Annotated in this window: 21 protein-coding genes and 4 pseudogenes; 11 read left to right on the top strand and 14 right to left on the bottom strand. The window is 58.2% G+C overall.

The features are described 5' to 3' along the window. Positions 1–9 precede the first annotated feature (9 nt). The 3 genes from WDJ58_RS12505 to WDJ58_RS12495 form a co-directional block, all read right to left on the bottom strand. Positions 10–930 (bottom strand): tyrosine-type recombinase/integrase, encoded by a 921-nt coding sequence (locus WDJ58_RS12505; RefSeq protein WP_338913602.1) that lies wholly within the window; start codon positions 928–930, stop codon positions 10–12. 222 nt (positions 931–1,152) lie between these two features. Then, a complete protein-coding gene (locus tag WDJ58_RS12500; protein WP_338913601.1) occupies positions 1,153–1,656 on the bottom strand; it encodes a hypothetical protein in 504 nt (167 codons plus the stop codon). Positions 1,657–2,113: 457 nt separating this feature from the next. Then, on the bottom strand, positions 2,114–2,578 hold the full coding sequence (locus tag WDJ58_RS12495; RefSeq protein WP_338913600.1) for a hypothetical protein: 465 nt from the start codon (positions 2,576–2,578) through the stop codon (positions 2,114–2,116). A gap of 30 nt (positions 2,579–2,608) precedes the next feature. Here WDJ58_RS12495 and WDJ58_RS12490 point away from each other — a divergent pair, with 30 nt between their 5' ends. Beyond that, the gene (locus WDJ58_RS12490; RefSeq protein ID WP_338913599.1) at positions 2,609–2,962 is read left to right on the top strand and encodes a 4a-hydroxytetrahydrobiopterin dehydratase; all 354 of its coding nucleotides are present in this window, start codon (positions 2,609–2,611) and stop codon (positions 2,960–2,962) included. 328 nt (positions 2,963–3,290) lie between these two features. On the opposite strand, the gene WDJ58_RS12485 is transcribed toward WDJ58_RS12490, so the two are convergent. From WDJ58_RS12485 to WDJ58_RS12475, 3 genes and pseudogenes are all read right to left on the bottom strand, one after another. Continuing rightward, positions 3,291–3,680: a DUF2237 family protein gene (locus WDJ58_RS12485; RefSeq protein WP_338913598.1), complete on the bottom strand. Its 390-nt coding sequence runs from the start codon at positions 3,678–3,680 to the stop codon at positions 3,291–3,293. Positions 3,681–3,837: 157 nt separating this feature from the next. After that, positions 3,838–4,221, bottom strand: a pseudogene (locus WDJ58_RS12480) (truncated hemoglobin). A 375-nt stretch (positions 4,222–4,596) separates the two neighbouring features. Beyond that, on the bottom strand, positions 4,597–5,589 hold the full coding sequence (locus tag WDJ58_RS12475) for a transcription initiation factor IIB (RefSeq protein WP_338913597.1): 993 nt from the start codon (positions 5,587–5,589) through the stop codon (positions 4,597–4,599). A gap of 328 nt (positions 5,590–5,917) precedes the next feature. Between WDJ58_RS12475 and sufB the strand changes: the two genes are divergently transcribed. From sufB to WDJ58_RS12460, 3 genes are all read left to right on the top strand, one after another. Beyond that, a complete protein-coding gene (sufB, locus tag WDJ58_RS12470) occupies positions 5,918–7,348 on the top strand; it encodes a Fe-S cluster assembly protein SufB (protein ID WP_324760904.1) in 1,431 nt (476 codons plus the stop codon). Positions 7,349–7,394: 46 nt separating this feature from the next. After that, positions 7,395–7,733 carry a 4Fe-4S dicluster domain-containing protein gene (locus WDJ58_RS12465; protein ID WP_338913596.1) on the top strand — a complete coding sequence of 113 codons (339 nt, stop codon included), beginning with the start codon at positions 7,395–7,397 and terminating at the stop codon, positions 7,731–7,733. Positions 7,734–8,240: 507 nt separating this feature from the next. Then, a complete protein-coding gene (locus WDJ58_RS12460; protein WP_338913595.1) occupies positions 8,241–9,104 on the top strand; it encodes a 2-oxoacid:ferredoxin oxidoreductase subunit beta in 864 nt (287 codons plus the stop codon). A 427-nt stretch (positions 9,105–9,531) separates the two neighbouring features. On the opposite strand, the gene WDJ58_RS12455 is transcribed toward WDJ58_RS12460, so the two are convergent. Beyond that, positions 9,532–9,852, bottom strand: coding sequence for a DUF5783 family protein (locus tag WDJ58_RS12455; protein WP_338913594.1), 321 nt, complete (start codon positions 9,850–9,852; stop codon positions 9,532–9,534). Positions 9,853–10,026: 174 nt separating this feature from the next. Between WDJ58_RS12455 and WDJ58_RS12450 the strand changes: the two genes are divergently transcribed. Continuing rightward, positions 10,027–10,392: a NifU family protein gene (locus WDJ58_RS12450; protein ID WP_246989808.1), complete on the top strand. Its 366-nt coding sequence runs from the start codon at positions 10,027–10,029 to the stop codon at positions 10,390–10,392. A 60-nt stretch (positions 10,393–10,452) separates the two neighbouring features. On the opposite strand, the gene WDJ58_RS12445 is transcribed toward WDJ58_RS12450, so the two are convergent. Further along, entirely contained in the window at positions 10,453–11,091 is a 639-nt protein-coding gene (locus tag WDJ58_RS12445) for an IS6 family transposase (RefSeq protein ID WP_338913590.1), read from the bottom strand. 173 nt (positions 11,092–11,264) lie between these two features. Beyond that, positions 11,265–11,681 (bottom strand): annotated as a pseudogene (locus WDJ58_RS12440) (site-2 protease family protein); the annotation flags it as partial. A gap of 307 nt (positions 11,682–11,988) precedes the next feature. Here WDJ58_RS12440 and WDJ58_RS12435 point away from each other — a divergent pair. The 5 genes and pseudogenes from WDJ58_RS12435 to WDJ58_RS12405 all read left to right on the top strand — a co-directional run. Beyond that, on the top strand, positions 11,989–12,411 hold the full coding sequence (locus tag WDJ58_RS12435; RefSeq protein ID WP_380661608.1) for a hypothetical protein: 423 nt from the start codon (positions 11,989–11,991) through the stop codon (positions 12,409–12,411). 52 nt (positions 12,412–12,463) lie between these two features. Then, positions 12,464–13,336 carry a universal stress protein gene (locus WDJ58_RS12430; protein WP_338913585.1) on the top strand — a complete coding sequence of 291 codons (873 nt, stop codon included), beginning with the start codon at positions 12,464–12,466 and terminating at the stop codon, positions 13,334–13,336. Between the two features lie 7 nt (positions 13,337–13,343). Beyond that, on the top strand, positions 13,344–13,814 hold the full coding sequence (locus tag WDJ58_RS12425; RefSeq protein ID WP_338913583.1) for an acyl-CoA dehydrogenase family protein: 471 nt from the start codon (positions 13,344–13,346) through the stop codon (positions 13,812–13,814). A 1-nt stretch (position 13,815) separates the two neighbouring features. Continuing rightward, a pseudogene (locus WDJ58_RS26355) lies at positions 13,816–14,969 on the top strand (MBL fold metallo-hydrolase). Between the two features lie 16 nt (positions 14,970–14,985). Then, positions 14,986–15,177 (top strand): annotated as a pseudogene (locus WDJ58_RS12405) (ISH3 family transposase); the annotation flags it as partial. A gap of 265 nt (positions 15,178–15,442) precedes the next feature. On the opposite strand, the gene WDJ58_RS12400 reads toward WDJ58_RS12405, so the two are convergent. From WDJ58_RS12400 to WDJ58_RS12390, 3 genes are all read right to left on the bottom strand, one after another. After that, positions 15,443–15,703, bottom strand: coding sequence for a hypothetical protein (locus WDJ58_RS12400; RefSeq protein ID WP_251330859.1), 261 nt, complete (start codon positions 15,701–15,703; stop codon positions 15,443–15,445). A 17-nt stretch (positions 15,704–15,720) separates the two neighbouring features. Next, positions 15,721–16,668, bottom strand: coding sequence for an SDR family NAD(P)-dependent oxidoreductase (locus WDJ58_RS12395; RefSeq protein ID WP_338913576.1), 948 nt, complete (start codon positions 16,666–16,668; stop codon positions 15,721–15,723). Between the two features lie 79 nt (positions 16,669–16,747). Further along, a complete protein-coding gene (locus WDJ58_RS12390) occupies positions 16,748–16,984 on the bottom strand; it encodes a hypothetical protein (protein WP_338913574.1) in 237 nt (78 codons plus the stop codon). A 173-nt stretch (positions 16,985–17,157) separates the two neighbouring features. Here WDJ58_RS12390 and WDJ58_RS12385 point away from each other — a divergent pair, with 173 nt between their 5' ends. Next, entirely contained in the window at positions 17,158–17,484 is a 327-nt protein-coding gene (locus WDJ58_RS12385; RefSeq protein WP_338913573.1) for a hypothetical protein, read from the top strand. Positions 17,485–17,588: 104 nt separating this feature from the next. Here WDJ58_RS12385 and WDJ58_RS12380 read toward each other — a convergent pair whose 3' ends face one another. After that, positions 17,589–18,011: a universal stress protein gene (locus WDJ58_RS12380; protein ID WP_338913572.1), complete on the bottom strand. Its 423-nt coding sequence runs from the start codon at positions 18,009–18,011 to the stop codon at positions 17,589–17,591. 57 nt (positions 18,012–18,068) lie between these two features. Then, the gene (locus WDJ58_RS12375; RefSeq protein WP_338913571.1) at positions 18,069–18,605 is read right to left on the bottom strand and encodes a hypothetical protein; all 537 of its coding nucleotides are present in this window, start codon (positions 18,603–18,605) and stop codon (positions 18,069–18,071) included. Positions 18,606–18,835: the final 230 nt, after the last annotated feature.

The raw sequence follows: 18,835 nt of genomic DNA, 5'->3' as shown, positions 1-18,835 counted from the left end.
CCATCTCGATCATATGTTGAACCGGTAAATCCGCTCCCGATAAGGCCTCTTGATGTCGTCGTAGTAAGAGTGTATGTAATCGTCTATCGCGCTTCTATCATCGAGTGCAGTACTTCGAGTTACATCACCACGCATATACTTGACCAGTTCACGGTTGAGATCCTGTTCCACACGCCAATAGGTCGAGAAGCGGTGTCGTCCGAAGTGGCTCGTAACACCTCGATGCCGTTGTGATTCAGCATACTCCGGATGGAAGGCAGCTTTCCAGATGTGGTTGACACCCTGGGTTTCAAGCCGGTCGTGATGATTCTTCGAGAGGAATAGCCAAGGATCGCCAGTATCGGGACGGATCAACAGCCATCGGAGTAAAACTCGTCGGAGTTCATCATCAAGAGGGAGTACACGTGGTCGGCGAGACTTGTTCCCTTTGCGCCCTTCCGTCGGAAGGTCGTTGTTCGGTGCCGGTGGGATGAATATCGCGTTCTTCCGTCCCTTTAGCATCCAGTGGTTTCCGAGTTCTGGGTAGAAACGGTCGAGTTCCGTATTCTCTATGTGAATATCTTGAAACTGGATGTTACAAAGTTCGCCCGCCCGAAGGCCTAGTTTGAGCTGAGCCACTACTACACTCCGATCTCGTATATGGGTGATATCTTGGACTATGCCACCCAGTTCACCAATTGGTATTCGTGGCGGATCGTCTACCTGGGGTGCATCAAGCGAGAGCTTCGTTCGAGCGAGATTGAAGGGGTTGTAGTCATGAGGATGAGGGAAGACCGGATCGTTTTGCCAGTACTCGTAGGCCTTGTTCAGACGTAGAATCTTCTTCTTGACTGTATCTGGCCGATTACCCCTCTGATCTCGGTAAAACCGAGCGAAATCCTTTACATGATGTTCGTTCGGGCATGCGGGGTGCCTACCGATACTATCCATATGTTTTCTCCACTGCCGTATCGCCCTTTCATATCCGTCCAATGTGTCCTCAGAAATATTCCACTCATAAACTACGTCCTCTAAGTAAAGATCAAATGGGTCGATATCATTACTGAGAAAGGTTTCTTCGTATTTTTTTTAACGGATCGATATCACGGCCGAAGGCAGCTGCTAACTCTTCCCTCTTCTCGTCGACTGATTGGTTATTTGATCGATTATTCCTCATTTTCTCTCACCTTGGGCGAGTTTTTCAGCCCTTTTTCGTCCATTCTCTATCTTTTCTTCCCATACCATGCTGGCGGCATCATAATTTGCGGCAGCCATGAGGACCGGCTGATAGACGTGGTGATGTTCGGCGTGAGCCTGCAGCCAAGCGTAAAAGCTCTCTAGCTCTGTCCAGTACCGCTCATAGACTGTTCGGAGTTTCCGCTCGTCAAGTAACTCACGGCACCATGTATCAACGTCCTCTGGCTTAGCGAGGGCATGATGACGATCAAGGTCATGCATATGAGATTTCCAGCTCCGGCCAGCGATATCAGCTCGCTCAAGATACCAATCAGAGAGGTCTCGGCGTTCGTCTTCTGCCTGGATATATTCCGTCCAAGTGTCTTCACCTCGGTACTCAGCAGTGAAGTTGTCGAGACGATAACGGACGGGAACTTCCGACAACGACTTGTAAACACCCATTCGGCGCTCCGGCTCGATGGCTTTGACCGGTTCCGTCATGGCCCATCCTCCAGAGCGGTTTCTTCCGTCGTGTAGTATTCACCATCCTCAACCCAGAGCATGTCTCCCTCAAGACTTTCCAAGATCCGATTCGTCCGACCAGGGACAGTGTCAATTATGTGTCGAACTATTTCCTCGTACGTCGCACCGGGATTGTCTTCAACGTACTCAACGATCGTCTCGCGCTCGCCGCTGTGCAGACGGTTCTCGAGTGCGGTGATCCGCTCACGAGCACGGGCTAACTCATCTTTTAGATCGTTTCGCTGTCGACGGAGTTCACGGTGTGTTTCATCTGGCTCAACGGATCGTTCAAACTCCTCATCGGTCTTAATGCCTGCCTCACATAGCTTGGATGAACTCGCTCACACTCATGTCTAGTTCCTCAGCACGGGCCTTCCAGCGGGCATACTGCTCTGCTGTCGGATAGGCCATCGCCGGTTGAGTATCGTCACTGGTGTCATTCGGCATCGGAGATCACCCACAGGCGAGCGTTCGCGACCTTCCGACTCTCGATCTGTCTCTCTTCCTCAAGGGACCGCAACTTCTTATAGGCCGTTTCGTATGCACAGCCCACCCAGTCAGCCACATCCTGGGTACTCGCCATACCACCTCCGGCGTTAATTGCAGCAATGAACTCCTCTGGCGGGTATTTTTCGACGTATTCGCCGGTCTCTTCATCGCGATCGGCTCCCGGCATAAATCGATAGACAGCTGCCATTACACATGGTTGTATTGGTTCACCCACCATATCCTTTACTGGTACTTTGTTATGGACCTGGGATATTACCATAATCACCGGAATTACTGTATCTTCGAGTGCTTCTCGTCCGGACTCCGGTAGAGTTCTCGGCAGGGTTGGAATGCTCTGAGATATCTGGTGAGATCGCTCTTCTGTAGCGTAGCGGGACCGGAGAACGAACACACAAGTATCGGGCCCGTCGAACGTATGGGCATGGCATCATCACTTGCCGACGAAGCATGTGAGGCCTGTACATCAGAGGACGAACCGCTCACAGAGGCAGAGTACGCCGAGTACCTAACTGAAATCGACGATGATGTCTGGGAAGTCGTTAATGACCATCATCTTGAGGCGGAGTATCCGTTCGAAGATTTCCGCGATACACTCGAGTTCACGTACGAGATCGGGGAACTTGCTGAACAAGAGTGGCATCACCCAGATATCTCGCTTCAATGGGGCGAGGTGGGAGTCGAAATGTGGACGCACAAAATCGACGGACTGCACAAAACCGACTTCGTAATGGCGGCGCGGATGGATCGGATTCACGAAGAATACGCCCCAGAGTAGCCTGCGCCAATTACAAATACTCACTACTCAGCTGCTGAGTACTCACTAGACAGGGTGTCGTAGAACGGGCATCACACCAGTTAGGAGGAACACCGAAGCGGGAGCAATCGAAGTTATCGTGTACGCTTTTGCGTAGAGGATTGTTGGTGGAGAGCCTTCGGGCGATTTCGCTGTCGTTGTGTCTCACTGGTGGACGGGACCGAACAGGGGTGTCACCGTTTCTACCGAAGGTTCGATTGACCCAGACCGAGACGAGAGTTCGCTACCAACAATCTCCGCCACAAGAGCGTATCGTGTATAATCGCGCGATATCACGCCCGTCGGCTGCTCACGCGTCGTAGGCGTGGCTTTCGAGCGTCTCCAGATCCACGGAATCCAGCACTGCCTCGTTGGTCGCTTCGAGAACAACGGGTGGGACGGTCGTCTCCGGGAGGCGTTCGGCTCGCGTGGCTTCAAGTGCCTCGACCCACCGTCCGAGACAGAGACACCAGCGATCGCCAGGGGAAAGCCCGGGAAACTCTAACTCCGGACGCGGCGTCACAAGGTCGTTGCCCTGCGCTTTGCTGAACGACAGGAATTCGTCGGTCATGACCGCACAGAGCTCGTGTCTGCCTCGATCGTTGGGATGCGTTCCACAGCAGCCATCGCGGCCGAAGCCAGTCCTCGGATCAGTACTACAGGTGGCAAGTTCCTCGCCAAGGACATTTCGTTCGGGCATATCGATAGAGCGTGATCCATCGTCAAAAGCCTCCCCGTCTGTGATTGTTTCTATGACACCCCAGATGTGTCATAGAAAGATTCGCACGCGCTTCCTGTCCAAGTATTGATAAGACTCGCATGCAAGATGTGCGGCGGGCTTGTTGCAGTTTCTGGGCTCACTCTTCCTCGGTGTCATCGTGTCTTGCTAATAGATCCTCTTCGTATGCGGCGATTGCCTGAACGACGGCGTCTGCATCCTCTTCAGGCACGTCGAACGCGTCTAAACTATCGTGCAGTAACTCAGCGGCTCGCTGGATGTGATCGGGGGTGAACGGAATGTGGAGATGTGCCTCACGGACTGGTTCAGCGTCATACGTTTCCGGGCCACCAGCTGCTTCGCACAAAAAATCCGTCTGCGTTCGTCGGAGTTACTCCATATCCGCTCCCTCGAAAAACGGACCCAACTCGGCGTCCGCAAGAAGCCGATCATAAAAGTCGTCAACGACCGTCCGAATCCCTTCCTTCTTTCCAAGCCGGTCGTACAGGGTCTCCTCAGTCATTGCGCGAACATCCGATTGAAAGCGAAAATATCTTGCGTATCAGAGTGTATTCGGTCTTAGATATAACGAACTAGGTCATATTCGTCAAACTATCTCTCCTCTCATCCGAACTGCTGAATAGATGCTCTATCTCTTGCAACGCTCCCTATACCTGTACCTATTCCAATATTTCTCACTTCGAGTTTCACCGCAGTAGATTGGTTGTGAATGTTTCTATGACGGCCGTCCCCTAATTAAAAGCGAATAGTCGAGCTCCACAGTCTGGGCATTCGAGCCGGTACTGGCCACCATCAGAAGGAACGTTCCAATCGCCTTCAATGGGGCTTTCGTGCCCACATGACGAACAGAAGAGGACTGCTTTCCGCTTAGATCTATTCACCCACTTGACACCTCGTCTGCCGCTTCGAGAATTTCCGTGTACCGGTTCCGAATCGTGACCTTGCTCACGTTAGCGATTTCGGCCAGATCGTCCTGAATGACGTCCTGATGGGTGAGCTTGGCAGCCGCATATAGCGCTGCTGCGGCAATCCCGACAGGGTTTCGGCCACTGTGAACACCCGCTTCGACCGCGGCTTGAGTCAGTTCCCGACTTCGGCGTTCCGTTTCATCCGGACACCCCAACTGGGAAGCGAACCGAGCAATGTATGCTTCAGGATCCGTTGGCGCCATTTCCAGCTCCAACTCATCTGCTAGATAGCGATAGGTGCGCTCTATCTCAAGCTTATCGACACGACTCACGGCAGCAACTTCATCGAGTGTCCGGGGCGCATTCTCCAGACGTGACCCGGCGTAGAGGGTTGCTGTCGCCATTCCCTCGATCGACCGGCCCCGGAGCATGTCCTTTTCTAGCACCTGCCGGTACAACACACTCGCCGATTCCCTGATCGGATCGGGGCACCCAAGCGCAGACGCCATCCGGTTAATTTCTCCCAGCGCGTGCTTTAGATTCCGTTCTTGACTGTTCTTTGTCCGGAATCGCTCGTCCCATTTCCGGAGGCGTTGCATTTTCTTTCGCTGACGGGACGAGAGCGACCGTCCATACGCATCTTCGTCTCGCCAGTCGATAACCGTCGACAGGCCACGATCGTGTAATTGCTGGGTTTGAGGGGCTCCAACCCGTGACTTGTCATTCTTTTCGCGCGAATCGAACGCGCGCCATTCAGGTCCGCGGTCAATCTGATCTGATTCGAGTACGCGACCACAGTCTTGACAGTGGGTTTCGGCCTGTGTCTCGTCGTGGACGATACGTCCACTGCACTCCGGACACGTTCTGGCCGATGGTTCATTCTGCTCCTCTTCGGCCGTCTCACCGTGTTCCTCTGGAGGGCCTTCTTCGCGAACCCCTAGCGTAGTAAATGACTCAGTCACGTTCAGCTCCCCCCGATAACAGAGCGGGAGCGTCGCTGCCGGCGGGACAAGCGGATATCCCAAACCCGGCAACTCCGAAAAGTAGCATACGGGCTGGGTATACCGACTCTGAGCGGAGGTCGGCTATCAGACTGCTTCCTGGACTGACGAGCGGTGGATAATGATACCATATGCCGCCTTTGAGCCTGTGCGATAGTAAGTTTTTATATCGCAAAAATCAATTACCAATTGAATACTCAAAATTATAGTTTGAGAGATTATTTGCTTAGAGAGCTATCAAAGATAGTTATAAATCAAACTTATGGGGCCAGAGTCTCAACGTAAGTTCATGAGTTCAGAACAAGATCATCTTCAGGACACCGATACCGAAGCTCGCTTCGAGTTCAAGAAGGAGGAGAAGTCGGCCTTCGAGGCTGAGAAAGGGCTCACCGAGGAGACCATCCGCCTGATCTCGGAAGACAAAGACGAGCCCGAGTGGATGCTCCAGCGCCGGCTGCGAGCGCTGAAGCAGTTCCAGGAGATGCCGATGCCCACCGACTGGCCCGGTCAGCCTGACCTCTCGGAAGTCGACATCGACGAAATCGTCCCCTACATCCGCCCGGACATCGAGACGCGCGGCGGCGCCGAGAACTGGGAAGACCTTCCCGAGGAGATTCAGGACACCTTCGACAAACTGGGCATTCCCGAGGCGGAGAAGAACGCCCTCTCGGGCGTCGGCGCCCAGTACGAGTCCGAGATCGTCTACCAGAACATGCAAGAGCGCTGGGAGGACAAGGGCGTCATCTTCTGTGACATGGACAAGGCCGTCCAGGAGCATGAAGACATCGTCAAGGAGTACTTCATGACCAAGGCCGTGCCACCGAGCGACAACAAGTTCGCGGCGCTACACGGCGCGATCTGGTCGGGCGGCTCGTTCGTATACGTGCCCGAGGACACGAACGTCGACATGCCCGTGCAGGCGTACTTCCGGATGAACTCGGAGGGGATGGGCCAGTTCGAACACACCCTCATCGTCGCCGAGGAGAACTCCGAAGTTCACTACATCGAGGGCTGTTCCGCGCCGAAGTACTCGGCGTTCAATCTGCACAGCGGTGGCGTCGAGGTGTTCGTCAAGGAGAACGCTCACGTCCAGTACTCGACCGTGCAGAACTGGTCGAAGAACACCTACAACCTCAACACCAAACGCGCCATCGCCGAAAAGGACGCCACAATGGAGTGGGTGTCGGGGTCGATGGGCTCGAAAGCCACGATGTTGTACCCGTCGACCATCCTCAAGGGCCCCGGCGCGACGGACAACCACATCACCATCGCCATGGCTGGCGAAGGACAGAACATCGACACTGGCGCGAAGGTCTACCACAACGCGCCCGACACGAAGTCGACTATCGAGTCCAAGTCCATCTCGAAAGACGGCGGCCGCACCAACTACCGTGGCCTCGTCCACATCGCCGACGGCGCCGAGAACGCCTCCACCTCCGTCGAGTGTGACGCCCTGATGTTCGACAACGAGTCGACGTCGGACACGATGCCGTACATGGAGATTCAGGAGAGCAAGGTCGACGTGGCCCACGAGGCCACGGTGGGCAAGATCGGCGACGAGGACGTCTTCTACCTCCAGTCCCGCGGGCTGGACGACGACGACGCCAAGCAGATGATTGTCGCTGGCTTCATCGAGCCGCTCACGGAGGAATTGCCCATCGAGTACGCGGTCGAAATGAACCGGCTCATCGAACTCGAGATGGAGGGATCGCTCGGGTAGTGACCAGATCGGCTGATCGCTACACAACGTACGAGAGGATATCTCAATGGCTATCGATCCGAGTTTCGAGAACACCTACGAGGAAGTTGACCGCCACGAGGACCACCGGGTATGGACGACAGATGGCGAGGAACCAACGGAGGACAAACAGGGCATCCACGGAACCCATGTCGCAGTGGATTTCGACATCTGTATTGCGGACGGGGCCTGTCTGGAGGACTGCCCCGTTGACGTGTTCGAGTGGACCGATACCGCTGGCCACCCCGAGTCCGAAATCAAGGCCGATCCCACCTATGAGGACCAGTGCATCGACTGTATGCTCTGTGTCGATGTCTGCCCTGTCGACGCCATCGACGTTGACCCGGGACGTGCTGGGAGGCTCTGACCCCCGAGAGGAGGAGCGCTGACGATGATTCTGACATTACAGTGTTACCGGTGCGGGGCCGACTACGAGTACGTTGGCACCTCGCCTCATCCAGGCCAGTGCCAGGCGTGTGGCTCGCCGTGTGTTCCCCCTGCAGGGAGTCTCAGCGTCCTCAACAGCGCTCACTGGGAGAGTGCAAACGGCCTCTCAAAAGTCTGGGTGTATGCGCTCGACGAACGAGATCGCCCGTTCGAATTCGAAGTCGCCGCACAGGGCAACCGTGGAAAGTTAGTGGCACTGAGAGTCGACGGTATATCAGTTACTCCACAAGTAGACGAGACACTCGAAACGCTTCCTCCGGCAGTGAAAACCGAACTCGCTGACGCAGGAATTGAACGGATAGATCCCAATACACCCAAACAATCGAAGTGATGACAAGCATTCATTTGAGCGACTGGTGACCGGGAATGAGAAACAATACGTCGGCGAATCCGGCTGTCAAGATCGGGAGGCAGAGAGGATAACGACATGAGCTCAGACGTCAGATTCACCGACTTCAAATCCGACAAGCAGCCCACCTGGTGTCCCGGCTGCGGTGATTTCGGGACGATGAACGGGATGATGAAAGCGCTCGCGAACACGGGCAATGACCCGGATAACACGTTCGTCGTCGCCGGTATCGGCTGTTCGGGAAAGATTGGCACCTACATGCACAGCTACGCGCTCCACGGTGTCCACGGTCGGGCGCTTCCTGTCGGCATCGGGACGAAGCTAGCAAACCCAAACCTGGAGGTCATGGTCGCCGGTGGTGACGGTGACGGCTACTCGATCGGTGCGGGTCACTTCATCCACGCCGTCCGCCGCAACGTCGATATGAGCTACGTCGTGATGGACAACCGCATCTACGGCCTCACGAAGGGCCAAGCCTCGCCAACATCGCGTGAGGACTTCGAGACGTCGACGACGCCCGATGGGCCGAAACAGCCGCCGGTCAACCCACTCGCGCTCGCGCTGGCTGCCGACGGGACGTTCATTGCCCAGTCGTTCTCGTCGGACGCACAGCGCCACACCGAGCTCGTCCAGCAGGCGGTCGAACACGACGGCTTTGGCTTCGTCAACGTCTACTCACCGTGTGTCACGTTCAACGACGTGGACACCTACGACTACTTCAGAGACTCCATTGTCGACCTACAAGAAAGCGACCACGACCCCACCGATTACGACGATGCCAAGGATGCCATCCTCGACGCCGAAAAAGAGTATCAGGGCATCATTTACCGAGACGAGAACTCCATCCCCTGGGAACAGCGCGAAGGACTCACCGAGAACATGGCCGACATTCCCGACGGCGCCCCGGACGACGCGATGGACCTCGTCCGGGAGTTCTACTGAGCGATGACAGATACTGACATGTCGGTTCACCGTTCGCCCGCTGTCCCAACCGTGTCGTGTCGAACTATCGTGGGTGCGCGGACGCTCTGATCAACATTGCGGCTATTCTGAATTGCGTAGACGACGACACTCCCCGATCCGGGATTGGATGCCTTTCGTATCGATAACACCATGCCAGAATGCAGCACCTGCGGAGAGCACGTTTCGGGTCAGTTCATACGAGTGTTTGGCGATGAGACAGGCGTAGTGTATGCATGGCCTGCTTGTTCAGCGAATGCTGGCATCGGAGAAGCCACACGCGAGCGTAGCGATCAGGTCTAATTCAATTCAGTAGCTCAGGGGGCGAGAGCGCAACGATATCACTACCGCTGTATTCGTGGCGACTATTTTTGATCCCCCCTCCAGATCAAGGGATCCTGCCCCGCGCTTACTCTTCAAATCCGAAGATCTGGCGCAATTCATCTTCGATCCGATCGACGAATTCAGTGAGAAGGGCATCAAAGGTCTCCTTGTCGCCGGGCAAGGTCTGTTTCCGCTCTTCAATATCGTCAGGTAAGGTGATACGGAATTGTCCATCGCCCTCGTAGACCGGTTCACTCTCGTTGAGCACCTGTCGGTCGATGGCGCGAAGAACCTCTGAGTCGGCCTGTCCGTGGAGTTGCTGGTACGCATTCGAGTATGCCGTCTCCAGTTCTTCGAAGTAATGGACGTATTTGTCTTCGAATTTCTCCGGGTCGAATTCGGTCATCACTGGATCGACGGTCGGAAGAATAAAAGATTCAGTGCCCGGACCTGGCAGTGACTACACCCCTGGCCACTCGGGAGTTGGGGCACTAATTATACCGCTGATGATATCACTTTAGAACATCTCAAAAAATCATGTTGATTCAGAGTTATACGGCCAGAGTCGAAACAGCGGGGTATGAGTTCCGAAGCGAAAAGTGAGGATGACCTGCGCGAGGAAATCGGTACCTTCCTACAGAAGAACTTTCCACAGATCGAAATGCACGGCGGGTCGGCAGCGATCCAGAACCTTGACCGGGAAAGCGGCGAGGTGTCCATCCAACTCGGGGGTGCGTGCAGCGGGTGCGGTATCTCTCCGATGACGATCCAGGCCATCAAGAAACGGATGGTGAACGAGATTGCCGAAATAGAGACCGTTCACGCTAATACCGGCGGTGGTGGCGGGAGTGGCCACGGCGGCAAGAGCCCGTCATTCCCTGGAGAAACAACCGACAGCGGAGAAAGCGGCGGAGAGGACGATGGACCCCCGACCGCACCCTTCTAGAGGTTCTTTTTTAGCATAGCAACACCCGTCTCCAAGAAATAATCGGTGATTGACGTCGTGTTAAGTTTGGCATCGATTCCACCAGACGGCGAAGGTTTGCAGCCACGATTCAGCTGAATCTAACGACGCATTGCTGAACGTATTCGAGAACGAAGATGTTCGCCGTTTTACCTCTCGAAAGATACGTTCAACACTATTCCGATTTCCGTGTTTCTCGTATCTGAAATCGAGGCCGAGTCGGTCGAGTGCACTCGCAAGGTGTGTCGCACCGTCGACGAGAAACGTCACGTGCTCGATCTGCTGTTGCTCGCGGAGTTCACGCAGAAACAGCACGGTGAGTTGGGTCGTCCGCGTCTGAAACAGCCGTGCGTGCAGGATTTCGTTCGTCGCGGAATCGACGGCTACGTACAGCCAGTGACGTTGATCGTTGACCTGAATCACCGTCTCGTCGACCGCGATGTGATTCGGTTCAGCGTCGCTGCTGGGCTGTACGTCGGCTTTCTGCACCCAGTTGTGAATCGCTGTCCGACTGCGCTCGACACCCAACCTTTCGAGTATCTGTTTGGTATTCGAAAGTGATAGTCCAGCCAGATGGAGGTGAATACCCACTTCAATGATCGGCTCGGGTGTCCGTTCTCGCTCAACAAATTCTAAGTCGATCCAGTCGCTACGACCGCTGAGGCGTTCGATTTCTGGCATGGACACCCGAAACCGAACGCCTCATTCTCTAAGTTAACACCGCCGGTGATTGAAGCCCCAGCCTATTTCAAGAGCGATCACTTCAGAAGATTCAGCGAGTGACAAGAATAAGTTGCTTCCAGTAGATTCGGAACCGTATGCATTGAGACGGCCAGTCTCAACTACTGAGTAAATACCACGTAGGAGCCCACGCCGAGGAGGACGCTCACGACGGGACCAGCGATCGCGATCACGAGCTCGTGACGCCAGTCTTCGGGGAACTCGGTGAAGCTAGCCACGCCGCCGAGTAACCAGAGCGTGATCGAATCGATCTCGTATCCGTATCGCAACGCGACCAGCGAGGGGCCGAACTCGTGCAACAGGACGCCGGTAAACAGTCCCAGCGCCGACGCCAGTCCGAGTACCCACGGGAGGTTCCCGTCCGTCAACTGGTTCGGGTCCATCGTGGCGCCGAACGTCTGGTTTATCACCACGACCAACTCAGCGATATCCCAAGCGATGAAGACGGCGAAGAGCGGAAGGACGATCAGGAAGGTCCAGTTGAGCCGGACCGGAATACCGAACGCCGAACCGATTCGGAACCCTCTCATGCATGAGTGATTACCCACGAAGCAGGTTAAAACGGCCGGGCAGTCAGAACAAACGACAGCGGTAGGACAGTGAGACGCCCCCTCGGCCTCATCCATTTTCCTGCCGGACAGGCGTACGGCGTCAGGACCAAAGCGGACGGAGTCTACACGATGTGGGGGTCAACCCATCGCGTGACAGGAACCCGTCCGGGAGTTCGACACCGGAACTCAGGGAACCGGTACCCGACTTTATTGTTCTGCCGGTGCAACGTCTCGTATGACACTCGACGTAGAGGTTCCGGAACCACCAGACCTCTCGAACCGAGGGATGCCACGCGATTTCGAGTGGCAGGACGAGACCCTCGGGTCAGAGGACTTCTATCGCGAGGATCTCGAAGACCTGCTCCAGGAGGGCGCATGGAAGGAGGGGTTCAACGAGTGGGCCGAATACACGGACCTCGACGAAGAGCACGTTCGAATCGTCCGCGACCTCGGCCTCTTTCAGGCGTTCGACTTCTACTGGGACCCGACCGAAGACCGGCTTCGCTTCGACGCTCCGACGATACCGGACGACTGGCGGGAGCGAGACGCGACCGAATCGCTCGATTCGAGCACGGTTTCGAGGATTAACGTCGCGTTACGGGATCTCGGCCGAGCCGTATACGAGATGCTGGAGCACTACCTCGAACGGAAGCAGGAAGCCACCGATTTTGGCTGGGGCAAAGAAACGTACGGCAAACGAGGCGAGTGACCCCCGCGTGAGTACGTGCTACCGCGAACTGTAGATACCAATAGAGGAACCCATGTACGACCACATTCTCATTCCGACGGACGGAAGCATCGAGACCGAACAGGCCGTCAGCCACGGGCTCGGACTCGCCCGGACGTACGACGCGACGGTTCACGCGCTGTACGTGACCGACGAGAGCGAGTTCTCGGCCGTTACAGACGCCTCGGCGCACGAGCAACTGCGGTCCTCAGCAGAGAAGCTGGGACGACGAGCGACCACCGACATCGCCGAGACGGCCGCCGAGTTCGATCTGACGGTAGAGCACGAACTCCGGCAGGGAACGCCCTACGAGGAGATACTCGACTACGTCGACGAACAGGACATCGACCTCGTGGCGATGGGAACGCACGGTCGAGCCGGAGTCGGACCGGACCTCGGCAGTACGACGCTCAGAGTCGTTCGAAACGTCGACGTGCCCGTGCTGACGGTCCGATTCCGCGAGGACATCGACATCGATGTGGCGAACCACTACGAAATCTATGACAATGTTCTCGTGGCTACTGACGGGAGTGACGGGGCGATGGTCGCCGCCCAACAGGGCATCGACATCGCCGAGATGTACGGTGCAACGGTTCACGCCCTCTACGTCGTGGACACGAACACATACGCCTACGAGGACGTCCCCCGGAGCATCGTCGGACTCCTCAAAGAGAGCGGGAACACCGCGCTCGAGGAGATCGCAGCGATGGGCCGAGAACGAGGAGTCGACGTCGAGACGCCGATCCGGCGTGGACGGCCGTCCCGAGAACTCCTCAACTACGTCGACGAGAACGACGTGGACCTCGTCACGCTGGGCGCACATGGTCGCACGAGCGAGGTCCATCTCGGGAGTACCACCGAGCGCGTGATTCGAACGTCCAGGCAACCAACGCTCTCTATCCGATGAGGGGATCGTGTGCTGTTATTTTGGAATTACCATCGCCGCACCCGGAGTCGGTATTGCCCACGCCGCACTGGACGCGGCACCCAAACACAGCCATGAGCGCGAGCAGTTCGACGAGCCTATCGGCGACTTCCAGGCGATCCAGCACAAGCTCGCGGACAGGGACACCAAGATCCAAGCCGCCCGGCTCCTCATGCACCAGGCCGCGGAGAAGAAGATCCGTGGGGAGCACTTCATCAAAGAGGCTGCCCAGGCCAAGTTGTACGCCTCGGAGCTCTCCCGAGAGGTCGCAAAGGCGGCATCCAGATCCACGGCGGCTACGGCTACACGACGGACTTCCCTGATCGAGCGGTTCTACCGGGACGCCACGCTCGACGAGATCTACGAGGGAACCAGCGAGGTGCTGCAGAACACGATCGCCGACCGGTTGCTGACATGGAACGACCTGGGCTATAACCTCACGCGGTGCCTATCTACGTGATATGGTCGAAACGATCACAGCCTCACGGCTTCGAGAAAGGATCGACACGGGAGAGTCCTTCACACTGCTGGACACCCGTCCCGAGGAGAGCTACGAGGCCTGGCACATCCGGGACGCGATCCAGTACACGTACGACCCCGACACCGAGTTCGACGCCGGGGAGTTTCGGTCGCGGACGGGACTCACACCGGACGACGAGATCGTCACCATCTGTGCGAAGGGCATCTCGTCGTTCGACATCGCCAAACAACTCCAAGACACCGGCTACGAGAACGTCACCGTCGTCGAGGACGGCATGGAAGGCTGGAGCGAAGTGTACGACGTCGTCGAGATACCGACGGCGAGTGACGTCGAAATCGTCCAGTTCCAGCGGCGTGCGAAGGGCTGTCTGAGCTACCTGATCGGCGATCCGGCGTCGTCCCTGGCGGCCGTCGTCGATCCGACGCGACACGTCGAACGGGTAGCCGCAGCGGCCTCCGACCGGGACTATTCGATCGAGTTCGTCTTCGATACGCACGTCCACGCCGACCACGTCTCCGGGGGGGCGTGAACTCGCCGACCACGTCGGCGCGACCTACTATCTCGGAGCCGACGCAGCCGATCGCGGCGTCGCCTACGACTACCGGCCGCTGGAGCGAAACGAGGTCGTCGCGGTCGGCGACCACGATATCAAGACCGTCCCGTCGCCCGGCCACACCTCCGAAATCGTGAGCTATCTCGTGGACGACGAGGCGGTCCTGACGGGCGACACGCTGTTCGTCGACTCGGTCGGCCGTACCGAACTGCAGTTCGGCAACAGTGACGCCGACGCCGGTGCAAAACTGCTCTACGAGTCGCTTCACCGGACGCTGCTAGCTAGCCGAACCCGACTCGGTCACCGTCTTGCCGGGCCATTTCTCCATCGGAGCCGACGGGACGACCGACGTGACCCCCGGTGAACCCGTCTCGACGACCATCGGCCAGGTGCGCACAGAACTCGAACTGCTGAACGTCGACCGCGAGACGTTCGTGCGCCAACTCACCGCAGCCCTCCCGGAGAAGCCACCGAATTACGAGCGGATTATCGATATCAATGTCGGCCGGGACGCCGCCGATGAGGCGGCGACGACAGAACTGGAACTCGGCCCAAACAACTGCGCGGCGACTGGGGACTAAATCCTATCACCCCAAGCTTGACGTGCAGGTCAAGGCCGTCTACCTCGACCGCGTCTTCTACAACAGCACCTGCCTCGAGCTGCTATACGCGCACAACTACGCTTACGTAATGCCGATCGTCAAGTGTGGGGAGACGAGTCAAGACGCACTCAGCAGCAGTTGGAGTCGCGTGATTGAACACGAACTCGCTGGGCAGGTACCATTCCCCCCTGAAAAACCCCGAATGGGTGAACCTCTGTTACACGCGCTGCGCGTCCCGAATCACCAGATCCCAGCAGTGATAGCAGCGGTGTGAGTGCGTAGCCGAGGAAGCTAAGGGCCGCCGGGCCGGCGCCGCTTAGTGGTCGGCTGATTTTGAAGCCGGAACACACCTGTCGGGTTTCGTCGAACTGTGTCGGGCCACTGACCGTCTGGGAAACGCTCCCAGGCGGTCGGAAAGCCGTGGATGTGATCGTGAGAAACGTATCCCAGGTCTATGACTGGGACGTGTGACCGCCGTGTTTCCGGTACCAGACACGCTCGCCGACGGGTGACTCCTCCTCGTCGATATCCAGCCGACTCACGAACAGGTCGCGAACGGCGAGCGTGACGACGAGGTCTATCGTCTTGCCCTCCTCGGGGGTGACCGTGACGACACAGTGGCCGTCTCGCTCTGCGACCGACGCGATAGTCCCGACCGACCACCGATCACGGTGGTGAGCGGGCTCCCGTGCGTGAATACGGTCGTGACTCATGCTGGGGGAGTCAGACGTCACCCCGGGGTTGTCCCATCGCCGGCCGCGACGGGCTGTCGGTCGCGTTCCGCCAGTGGCTCGTCGATGCCGAGTAGCGTTGCGCTCTCCGACCAGAGCCGCCGGGAAGCCTCGCTATCCTGGGCGGCCTCGGAGGGGGTGCGCGGCTGCTGGTTCGTGAAGTACCGCCCGGATACCTCCGCAGCGCGTGGCGAGACGGCGACGAACAGGATCTCTGCGGCCCCGTCGGCGACAGACGTCACCCCGGGGACCGCTTCGAGTCGCTGGAACAGGCCTGGGAGCGGGCCAGGGAGGAACCGACTGAATCCACTCCCTGGAATCGCGCCCGGGTGGATGCTATTGGAGGTGACCTCGCGACCGGTTGTGTCGAGTCGTCTGGCGAGTTCCGTGGCGAACAGGACGTTCGCGAGTTTCGAGTGGCTGTATGCCTTGAATCCGGTGTATCGGTCGGCACCCCGCACCCGGTCCAGATCCAGCGAGGCCCCCTTGTGAGCGCCGGAGGCGGTCGTGACGATCCGGGCGCCCTCGCGGAGGTGGCCGAGCAACTCGGTCGTCAGTAGGTATGGCGACAGGTGGTTGACGTGGAAGGTGTACTCGACGCCAGCGTCGGTCAGCCCTCCGTTCCGGAACAGCCCGCCGGCATTGTTGACGAGGAGGTCGAGCCCCTCGGTCTCTTCGCGCACAGCGACCGCGAGATCTTGGATCGCATCGAGATCCGCGAAGTCCGCTTGGACGAACGTCGCGTCGGCACCAGTCCGGGAGAGTTCCTCGACCACCGCCGCGCCGGCCTGTGGGTCCCGGCCGTGGACGACGACGTCCGCGCCGAGTCGGCCGAGCGCCAGCGCGGCAGCTCGGCCGATTCCGCTCGTCGATCCTGTGACGAGGGCCTGTAGTCCGGTACAGTCGACGTCGGACACGGCTGCGAGGGTTTCTGGGAGTTCACTCATTATGCGTTACAGGAGGTCGACAGACAAAACACCCCGACCTCGACCCGAAGCACTGCGGGTCGCCAGCGGTTCCTCGCCCTCAGTTCCCGGAGTCTTGTAACATCTGTTTCATTTTGTCCAGCTTGAGGTAGATGGCGAGACCAAGTATCGTCGCCGGCCACAGCCCGACGAACTGCCCTCGCTGTTTTTCACCACGGACGTAGTAGTAGTACAGAGCGAGCGCAACGGAGCCCATTGCTGCCATCGCCCCGGGGCCGAGGCCGCTCTCGTCCAGTTCTCGTGCTACTCCTGTCGGTTCGTCAGTTGATTCACTCATAGGTGAGCTAGCACTCGGAAGTGCATTAATGGTCGGCATTTTGATATTCGGGCGGTTTTTGATTACATGGGTAACTCTTCCTAGCGGTGGTCGAAAGGGACGCCCGTTCGGCACTTCGAAGCCGTACCCGTGCAAGAACAAACGTGTAAGGCCACAACACCACAACGGGGTGCATGCGAACGACAGTCACCGAACACGCCGGTCTCCTGCTCGCCCGAATCGAAGACGACGAGTTCGTGTTCGAGGTGAACTTCGAGACGATCGAACCCACTGACGTGACACTCCGCTTCCGTCGCGACGGCGAGAAAGTCGGCAGCATCTACAACGATGACGGGACCGGGAAGACGATGGCACGGCTGACGACGGCCCGGGAAGGGGACGACTTCATCGGCGTTCGCGTGCCGAAGGAGTTCGTCTCGGAGGTCCTGACAGCAGCCGTCGAGACGGGGCGCGTCACCGACGAGTCGGCCGCCGAGGGCTACCGGCTGCGCGTCCTCTGATCGCGAGTCTCGTAGGAACTAAGAGCGTCTCCTCGTAAAATCGAGCCTCTGTAGCCGGTCAGGGAGCGTCCAGTTCCCGGCCGGTTACAATACTCCAAGTGGCGTCAGCGCTGGACCGCCAGGACGGGTGTATCGCCGGGCTGGATGACTTGCTCGGTGACACTGCCGAAGATGACTCGCCCGGCTCCACCCCGGGCGCGGGTGCTCATTACCGCGAGGTCGGCCCCGATCTCTGTCGCGTACTCCGTGATGACCCGGGTGGGGCTTCCGAACTCGACGGCGACGGTCGCGTCCACGCCCTCGGGGGCGTGCTCCTCGACGAGCTGTTCGGCTGTTGCCGTCCGCTCGCGCTTCCGGCGGTCGAGTTTCTCTTCGTCGCGCCCGGCGGTTCCGAGCCCGCTGGAGAGTTCGACGACTGAGAGGACGTGTATCGTGGCGTCGTACCGTTCGGCATGGCTGAACGCGTGGGCTGCGGCGTCGGTCGTCGCCTCGCTGCCGTCTGTCGGGAGTAGGATGGTGTCGTACATTAGTGGATTCGTGGATCGGTCGGCCCGGGTATCATTCTTCGATCATTCCTTGGAACGCTACTGCTGGCGGGCAATGAGCACTGCGTCAGCAATCACGTCGTGGCCGATCGGGACGAGTTGCAACACCCCGCCGAGCACGAAGATGTTGGCAGTCACGACCCCCGTCAGCGGTCCCAGACTCGCAGCCAGCACCCCCAGTGTCACCAGCCCAGTGGCGGCGTAGACGAGCCGCTCCTGCTGGCGTATCTGTGGACTCTCCCAGTTGTACAGCCCCGTCACGAGGTAGCCGATTCCCATTACCGCCAGCCACGGGTGCCAGTACGCGTACGCGAGGAGTCCCGAGGGGAGCGTTCCGGCGAGGGCGGCGACATTGACCGCGGTCGCGGCCACGTTGAGTCCGCCCCACACCAGCCAGACCCGGTTGCGCCGGACGGTCGGTGCGGTGTATGTCACGCCGACGAAGATGATCCCGCCGGTCAGGAGGACCCACGTGAGGACGATCGACGGGATCAGCCCGATCGGGGCCAGGCCGGGGTTCTGACTGAACAACCAGGATAGCCCCCAGCCGAGCACCCCCTCGAGGAAGCCGAACAACGGCAACCCGTCACCCGGGAGAGGCGGAGTCAACAGCCGCCTGAAGTACAGTGACAGCGCGACGCCCGATCGGTGGGCGCGGTCGACAGCACTGACAACCTCACCGGATATGGCTGCCCCGCTCGGGTGACAGCCCGCCGCAGACGTCCCCGGTCGTCCAGCAACGAGAGATACGTTTCATTGTCAAACACAGGGGCTGGCCAGTCAAAACCCCCTGGATTTAACAGCCC

This window comes from Salinirubellus litoreus (assembly GCF_037335815.1).
Taxonomy (GTDB): Archaea; Halobacteriota; Halobacteria; order Halobacteriales; family Haloarculaceae; genus Salinirubellus; species Salinirubellus litoreus.
Note: the sequence above shows the minus strand (reverse complement) of the source record. Positions and strands in the feature narration are given on the sequence as shown.

Excerpts from the sequence above, each read along its gene's own strand:
- WDJ58_RS12380 (WP_338913572.1), bottom strand. The coding sequence starts at position 18,011 with ATGTACGACACCATCCTACTCCCGACAGACGGCAGCGAGGCGACGACC.
- WDJ58_RS12500 (WP_338913601.1), bottom strand. The coding sequence starts at position 1,656 with ATGACGGAACCGGTCAAAGCCATCGAGCCGGAGCGCCGAATGGGTGTT.
- WDJ58_RS12390 (WP_338913574.1), bottom strand. The coding sequence starts at position 16,984 with ATGAGTGAATCAACTGACGAACCGACAGGAGTAGCACGAGAACTGGAC.
- WDJ58_RS12395 (WP_338913576.1), bottom strand. The coding sequence starts at position 16,668 with ATGAGTGAACTCCCAGAAACCCTCGCAGCCGTGTCCGACGTCGACTGT.
- WDJ58_RS12460 (WP_338913595.1), top strand. The coding sequence starts at position 8,241 with ATGAGCTCAGACGTCAGATTCACCGACTTCAAATCCGACAAGCAGCCC.
- WDJ58_RS12505 (WP_338913602.1), bottom strand. The coding sequence starts at position 930 with ATGGATAGTATCGGTAGGCACCCCGCATGCCCGAACGAACATCATGTA.
- WDJ58_RS12465 (WP_338913596.1), top strand. The coding sequence starts at position 7,395 with ATGGCTATCGATCCGAGTTTCGAGAACACCTACGAGGAAGTTGACCGC.
- sufB (WP_324760904.1), top strand. The coding sequence starts at position 5,918 with ATGAGTTCAGAACAAGATCATCTTCAGGACACCGATACCGAAGCTCGC.
- WDJ58_RS12445 (WP_338913590.1), bottom strand. The coding sequence starts at position 11,091 with ATGCCAGAAATCGAACGCCTCAGCGGTCGTAGCGACTGGATCGACTTA.
- WDJ58_RS12455 (WP_338913594.1), bottom strand. The coding sequence starts at position 9,852 with ATGACCGAATTCGACCCGGAGAAATTCGAAGACAAATACGTCCATTAC.
- WDJ58_RS12450 (WP_246989808.1), top strand. The coding sequence starts at position 10,027 with ATGAGTTCCGAAGCGAAAAGTGAGGATGACCTGCGCGAGGAAATCGGT.
- WDJ58_RS12385 (WP_338913573.1), top strand. The coding sequence starts at position 17,158 with ATGCGAACGACAGTCACCGAACACGCCGGTCTCCTGCTCGCCCGAATC.
- WDJ58_RS12490 (WP_338913599.1), top strand. The coding sequence starts at position 2,609 with ATGGCATCATCACTTGCCGACGAAGCATGTGAGGCCTGTACATCAGAG.
- WDJ58_RS12400 (WP_251330859.1), bottom strand. The coding sequence starts at position 15,703 with ATGAGTCACGACCGTATTCACGCACGGGAGCCCGCTCACCACCGTGAT.
- WDJ58_RS12485 (WP_338913598.1), bottom strand. The coding sequence starts at position 3,680 with ATGCCCGAACGAAATGTCCTTGGCGAGGAACTTGCCACCTGTAGTACT.
- WDJ58_RS12435 (WP_380661608.1), top strand. The coding sequence starts at position 11,989 with ATGCCACGCGATTTCGAGTGGCAGGACGAGACCCTCGGGTCAGAGGAC.
- WDJ58_RS12430 (WP_338913585.1), top strand. The coding sequence starts at position 12,464 with ATGTACGACCACATTCTCATTCCGACGGACGGAAGCATCGAGACCGAA.